Genomic DNA, 5,278 nt, shown 5'->3' with positions numbered 1-5,278 from the left:
GTCCGACCCGGCCCGGCAGTGGCGGTCGGCGTTCCTGCGAATGCCGTACCAACGGGACGCGCTGGCGCGGCACGCGATGATCGTGGAGACGTTCGAGACGGCCTGCACCTGGGACCGCTTCGACGACCTGCACCGCGCGGTCACCACCGCGGCCGACGAGGTGATGCGGCACACCACCGGGGGCGGTGCGGTGACCTGCCGATTCACCCATGTGTATCCGGACGGGCCCGCGCCGTACTACACCGTGTACGCCCCCGGACGGTGGGGGAGCACGCTCGCCCGGTGGGACGAGATCAAGGCCGCGGTGTCCGAGGCGATCCTCGCGCACGGCGGCACGATCACGCACCACCACGCGGTCGGCCGCGACCACCGCCCGTTCTACGACCGGCAGCGTCCGGACCCGTTCGCCGCCGCGCTCGCCGCGGCCAAACGCACGCTCGACCCCGCGTGGACCCTGAACCCGGGCGTGCTGCTGCCCGACGACCCGGGCACGACCTGACCACCGCCCGCGCCGTCCCGGTTTGACCGCCGCCGGGCGGGCAATCTCCCTCCGACGACCGTGTCCCCGGCGGCCGGAGGACGGGAACACGGCGACGCCGAGGGAGGGAGGGTGCCGTGGCCGGGCGGACGGTGGCCCAGCACCTGGTCGACCTGCTGGTGCGGGCCGGGGTGCGCCGGATCTACGGGGTGGTCGGGGACAGCCTGAACCCGGTCACCGACGCGGTGCGGCGCACGGACGGGATCGACTGGGTGCAGACCCGGCACGAGGAGGCGGCCGCCTTCGCCGCCGGGGCCGAGGCGCAGATCACCGGACGGCTCACCGTCTGCGCGGGCAGCTGCGGCCCCGGGAACCTGCACCTGATCAACGGCCTGTTCGACGCGCACCGCAGCATGGCGCCGGTCGTGGCGATCGCCGCGCACATCCCCGCCGAGGACATCGGCACCGACTACTTCCAGGAGACCCACCCGGAGCGGCTGTTCGTCGAGTGCAGCCACTACTCGGAGATGATCTCCACGCCGGCGCAGCTGCCCCGCGTCGCGCACGCCGCGATCCACCACGCCCTCGGCCTCGGCGGCGTCTCGGTGCTCACCGTCCCGGGCGACGTGGCGGGGCAGGACTCGCCCGAGGACAGGACGACGATGGTGCCGATCAGCCGGTCGCCGACGATCCGCCCGACCGACACCGACATCGACGCCTTCGCCCGGCTCGTCGACGACTCCCACCGGGTCACCCTGTTCTGCGGCGCCGGGGCCGCGGGCGCGCACGACGAGGTGATGTCCTTCGCCGGACGGGTGCTCGCCCCGGTGGGCCACGCCCTGCGCGGCAAGGAGTGGATCCAGTACGACAACCCGTACGACGTCGGCATGTCCGGCCTGCTCGGCTACGGCGCCGCGTACGAGGCGATGCACGAGTGCGACCTGCTCGTGCTGCTGGGCACCGACTTCCCGTATCACCCGTTCCTGCCCGACGACGTCCGGACCGTGCAGGTGGACGTCCGGCCCGAGCACCTGGGCCGCCGCTCGCGGTTGGACCTCGGCATCTGCGGTGACGTCGCCGAGACGCTGCGGTGTCTCATCCCGAAGGTCGAAGCGAAGACCGACCGCACCTTCCTCGACCGGATGCTGCGCAAGCACGCCGACGCACTCGAAGGCGTCGTCGCCGCCTACACCACCGGCGTGGAACGGCACCGGCCGATCCACCCCGAGTACGTCGCGTCCGTGCTGGACGAGGTGGCCGCCGACGACGCGGTGTTCACCGTGGACACCGGGATGTGCAACGTGTGGGCCGCCCGCTACATCAGCCCGAACGGGCGGCGCCGGGTCATCGGGTCGTTCACCCACGGGTCGATGGCCAACGCGCTGCCGCAGGCGATCGGTGCGCAGCTGCCCGACCGGTCCCGCCAGGTGGTCGCGATGTCCGGCGACGGAGGTTTCGCCATGCTGCTGGGGGAGTTCCTCACCGTCGTGCAGTACGGCCTGCCGGTGAAGGTCGTGCTGTTCGACAACTCGTCGCTGGGCATGGTGGACCTGGAGATGATGGTCGCCGGGCTGCCCCCGTACGGCACGACCTACCCGGAGACCGACTACGCCGCCCTGGCCCGGGCCGCGGGCGCGCACGCCCGGCGGGTGACCGACCCGCGCGAGGTGACCGACGGGCTGCGCGAGATCCTCGCCCACGACGGCCCGGCACTGCTGGACGTGGTCACCGACCCGAACGCGCTGTCCCTACCGCCGCACGTCACCGGGCAGCAGCTCACCGGCTTCGCGCTGGCCACCAGCAAGATGGTGCTGCAGGGCGGCGTCGGGCGGATGCTGCGGCTGGCCCGCGCCAACCTGCGCAACATCCCCCGGCCGTAGTTCGGCCGGGAGGGGGAGCCGGGACGTCACTGCTCGGCGGGGTCCGGACCGACCCGTCGGCCGTGGTACCAGCGGCCCCAGGAATCCAGCCGACGGGCGATGTCCTCCAGACTCGCCCCGGTCTCGGTCACCGAATACTCCACCTTGGGTGGTACCTGCGGATGCACGGTCCTCGTCACGATCCCGTCCGCCTCGAGTTCGCGGAGCTGCCGGGTCAGCATGCGTTGGGTGATGGACGGCAACGCCCGTCGGAGCTGGCCGAACCGTCGCGGGCCCGCGAACAGATGCTGCAGAATCGCCAGCTTCCACTTACCGCCGATCACCTCCATCACCGACTCGATCATGCAGTAGTCGGGCTTGTCCCCGACGGAATCCCGCACGCGCGACCTCCCGTACCCGCGTTCCCACCGCACGCCCAGACTGCCACCGCCGGCGCGGCGTCGCCACGGCGGCCGGCGCGGTCTCGCCGAACGGATCTCACGCGGACGGGCGATCGGTGGGTTCTCCGGTGTCGGGCCGGTCGCGGAGCGAACGCCAGGCCGCCGCCGCCACGCCCAGCAGAAGGCAGGCGCCCACCGTGACGGCGAGGGTGAAACCGCCGGAGAACGCGTTCCCGGCGGCGGTACGCAGTGCCGTCCGCGTCGGTTCGCCCGCCTCGGAGGCCACCTCCACGGCGGAGGCGAGTGAATCACGCGCCTGCACCTCCTGTGTCGCCGAGAGTCCTTCGACGGGGCGGAGCGTCGTGCGGTAGACGGCACCGAGAACCGTGCCCAGGATGACGATCCCGAGGCCCGAGCCCAGTTCGAAGGAGGTTTCCTGGATCGCGCCCGCGGCACCGGCGCGGTCCGGTGGCGCCTCGGACATGATGGTGTCGGCCCCGAGCGTGGTCACCACCCCCGCACCGAACCCGGTGCCCAGCAGCAGACCGACGAGCGCGCCGTACCCGCTGTCCGGTCCGAGGAACGCGAGAGCCCCCGAGGAACCGGCGAAGAGCAGCAGCCCTGCGGTGACGGCGCCCCGGCCGCCGAGCACGCCGCCGATCCTCGGTGCGGTGATCGCGCCCACCGCGTTGGCGACGGCCATCGGGAGCAGCGCCGCGCCCGCGGCCAGCGGTGCGAGTCCGTCGAGGAGCTGGAATCGTTGGGTCACGAAGAACATGACCGCGATGTAGTTCGCGAAACACACCAGAATGGAGATCGTGGCGACCGAGAATCCGCGGTTCGAGAACAACGACAGGTCCAGCAGCGGTGCACTGATCCTGCGCTGACGGTGGACGAACAGCACCAGCAGGCCCACCGACGTGAGTCCGAGCGCGCCGGACGACGGCGTCACGGCACCGTGCTCGCCGACCTGCTTCAGCGCGAACACCAGCCCGCCGAGCCCGAGAATCGACAGCGCGGCGCTGACCCCGTCCCAGCGCTCCCGGTGCTCACCCCGCGACTCGGGGATGATCACGGATCCGACGGCCAGTGCGGCGACGACGACCGGCACGTTGATCAGGAAGACCGAGCCCCACCAGAACCGTTCGAGCAGCAGCCCGCCCACGACCGGGCCGAGGGCCGCCCCGACGCTGTGGCTCGCCGACCAGATCCCGATCGCGACGGCCCGCTCGCGGTCGTCGGGGAAGACCGTCCGGATGACCGCGACCGTGGCCGCCGCCACCATCGCCGCACCCAGGCCCAGCGCTGCCCGCGTGGCGATCAACACGTCGGGCGTGGTGGCCAGCGCCGCGCCCACCGACGCGGATCCGAACACGACGAAGCCGGCGAGCAGCACTCTCCTGCGGCCGAGACGGTCACTCAGCGTCCCGCACGTGACGAGGAAGGCGGCCACGGTCAAGGCGTAGACGTCGACGATCCACAGCAGTTGCGACGTCCCGGGCAAAAGGTCCCGGGACAGCGTGGGCACCGCGACGTGCAGGACGGTCAGGTCCATGCCGATCAGGAAGAGGCCGGCGCAGAGAACGGCCAGAACCGTCCAGCGGTGCGTCGCGGTGGTCTCGGTCGTCGTCACGTCCGGACCACTCGCCCGGATTGGCCGCGGTCGTCGCCCGGGAACCGCGCGGCGATGCCGGATGTTCTTTCCGAATCCATGGGAAAGAGGCTCTGCGGAAACGCCGGACCGCACAAGTACGCACTTTCCTGTCCTGTGGTGTCACGGTGTATACCGTCCCCGCGATCACGGGACCGTGCTCGGCCGGACGACGAGACCGATGTTCGGCCCGCCCTCCGAGCAGTTGCCCGCCGCGGTGCCGTGCGGGGCAGGGCGCTACCGGCGCCTCACGCCGGGTTCGCGGCGTGCAGGTTCTTCGCGGTGGGGGAGGCCGGCACGTCGGCCGGGTCCGGGTGGGTGCGCAGCAGACGGTCCGCCGTGCCGGACGTGGTGACGGTGAACCAGTAGTGCTCGTTCTTGTAGTGGTGCAGCCGGTGGTTGCGCCACACCGCCCGGTACAGCCGGGTCTTCGGGCGGTGGTCACTGTGGATCAGGTAATGGGTCCACTCGTAGCCGAAGCCGATCGCGGCGGTCATCGCCAGGAACGTCAGCCCGAGCCCGAGGCGGGGAAACGCCAGGACCGCGACCGCGGTGAGCGCGGGCAGCAACCAGAGCAGCACCGGCCACGGGATGAACACCAACGGCAGGTTCCGCGGGTCGGCGTGGTGCTCCCGGTGCTTGCGGGCCACCAGCGGGTCGACGCGGGTGCCCGCGACCCGACGGGGACGCCAGTGCAGAACACAGACGTGGATCACCCATTCGACGAACGGGAACGCGCCGAGCATGGCGACCGGCACGAGCGCGTCCCACAGCCCCCAGCCACCGGCGACCAGGCGTGCCGCCAGCGCCGCGGCGAACACGGCGCCGATGATCCACGGCGACGGGTGCCGCCAGAACTCCCGCCACGCCGCACCCAGCGACAGACCCC

5 protein-coding genes are annotated in these 5,278 nt (G+C 71.9%); 2 read left to right on the top strand and 3 right to left on the bottom strand.

The features are described from left to right. Both SACHA_RS20205 and SACHA_RS0104060 read left to right on the top strand, forming a co-directional pair. Positions 1–499: FAD-linked oxidase C-terminal domain-containing protein (locus SACHA_RS20205; RefSeq protein ID WP_039737898.1), on the top strand; the 499-nt coding region annotated here is incomplete at its 5' end. Between the two features lie 116 nt (positions 500–615). Continuing rightward, positions 616–2,358 (top strand): pyruvate dehydrogenase, encoded by a 1,743-nt coding sequence (locus SACHA_RS0104060; RefSeq protein ID WP_019807435.1) that lies wholly within the window; start codon positions 616–618, stop codon positions 2,356–2,358. A gap of 26 nt (positions 2,359–2,384) precedes the next feature. On the opposite strand, the gene SACHA_RS0104055 is transcribed toward SACHA_RS0104060, so the two are convergent. From SACHA_RS0104055 to SACHA_RS0104045, 3 genes are all read right to left on the bottom strand, one after another. Then, positions 2,385–2,702: a winged helix-turn-helix transcriptional regulator gene (locus SACHA_RS0104055; RefSeq protein WP_051110075.1), complete on the bottom strand. Its 318-nt coding sequence runs from the start codon at positions 2,700–2,702 to the stop codon at positions 2,385–2,387. A 133-nt stretch (positions 2,703–2,835) separates the two neighbouring features. Further along, positions 2,836–4,371: an MFS transporter gene (locus SACHA_RS0104050; protein ID WP_019807433.1), complete on the bottom strand. Its 1,536-nt coding sequence runs from the start codon at positions 4,369–4,371 to the stop codon at positions 2,836–2,838. A 266-nt stretch (positions 4,372–4,637) separates the two neighbouring features. After that, positions 4,638–5,278 (bottom strand): sterol desaturase family protein (locus SACHA_RS0104045; protein ID WP_019807431.1); only part of this gene is annotated, 641 nt, incomplete at its 5' end.

Source organism: Saccharomonospora halophila 8 (assembly GCF_000383775.1).
Lineage (GTDB): Bacteria > Actinomycetota > Actinomycetes > Mycobacteriales > Pseudonocardiaceae > Saccharomonospora > Saccharomonospora halophila.
This window is presented reverse-complemented; position numbering and strand designations above follow the sequence as displayed.